The following is a 1,090-nucleotide window of genomic DNA, read 5'->3' as shown; positions in this document are numbered from 1 at the left end:
GTTTAAGAACTTTAAAGATTAATTTGCTACACCAAGATTTGTATTACCTATGTTGATACAAGGCGTGTCATTTGTTTTATTATTTACTTACATTTCAGCCTCACCATTTATTGTTCAAAAAATATATGGATTTTCACCTTTACAGTTTAGTATCATGTTTGCATCCATAGGTATTACTTTAATTATTTCAAGTCAACTGACAGGTAATTTAGTAGATTACTTTGATAGACAATCTATACTTAGAATGATGACTGTAATCCAAATTTTAGGTGTCATCATAGTAAGTATGACATTAATCAATCATTGGAATTTCTGGTTATTAGCGTTTGGCTTTGTAATACTTGTAGCACCTGTAACAGGTGTAGCAACACTTGGTTTCTCTATTGCAATGGATGAAAGTAAAAGTGGAAAAGGCAGTTCTTCAAGCCTTCTTGGACTATTTCAAACATTATTAGGTGGACTGATGTCACCACTCGTAGGTATTAAAGGGGAAAATGATCCAACACCCTATATTATTATTGCTATAACAGCTGTAATTCTGATTATATTACAACTTTTAAATAGACGCGTATTTAAAAAAAGCTAAACTGTCTAAGATGATTTAATCTAAGTCTACTTCAGAGTTGAAATTAACTTCGAAGTAGACTTTTTTCATCTTCAGTTTAGCTTTTAATGTTTACCTTTGCAGTTTAATAGTATTTGCGAGTAAGACTTCTGCTATGACTTTTGGAGACTCTACACAACCACTTCGTAACCAATCGATAATAATACCGGCTTGGCCTCCTACAGAATAAACAACAAACATGTGTTTATTCTGAATTGAGGTTTCATATCTATTCATCACCTTTTCATAACAATCTCTAGTTTCATTAATATAATCCAAAGCAATATCTTTATTAGGATGAGTAATTAATGTTGCTTTATAAAAAGCTTCCCTACGTTTGATATAACTTGCAACAAGTAAAAAGAATTTATACATTTTCTTTTGATCTTGTTTAATGCTATGAAAGTCATGATAAAAAGAATTAAGTAAAGCTTTATATTTATTGAGATGATAATTTTGTATACGTTCTAATAAATGATATTTATC

Annotated in this window: 2 protein-coding genes; one reads left to right on the top strand and one right to left on the bottom strand. The window is 30.0% G+C overall.

Annotation, left to right across the window (positions count from 1 at the left end; all coding sequences use genetic code 11):
- Window positions 1–154 precede the first annotated feature (154 nt).
- Window positions 155–586, top strand: coding sequence for a hypothetical protein (locus ACFVU3_RS40230; RefSeq protein WP_390073735.1), 432 nt, complete (start codon window positions 155–157; stop codon window positions 584–586).
- Window positions 587–676: 90 nt separating this feature from the next.
- Here ACFVU3_RS40230 and ACFVU3_RS40225 read toward each other — a convergent pair.
- Window positions 677–1,090: TetR-like C-terminal domain-containing protein (locus ACFVU3_RS40225; RefSeq protein WP_390073734.1), on the bottom strand; the 414-nt coding region annotated here is incomplete at its 5' end.

The sequence above is a fragment of the Streptomyces sp. NPDC058052 genome (assembly GCF_042885515.1).
GTDB lineage: Bacteria > Actinomycetota > Actinomycetes > Streptomycetales > Streptomycetaceae > Streptomyces.
Note: the sequence above shows the minus strand (reverse complement) of the source record. Positions and strands in the feature narration are given on the sequence as shown.

Excerpts from the sequence above, each read along its gene's own strand:
- ACFVU3_RS40230 (WP_390073735.1), top strand. The coding sequence starts at position 155 with ATGTTTGCATCCATAGGTATTACTTTAATTATTTCAAGTCAACTGACA.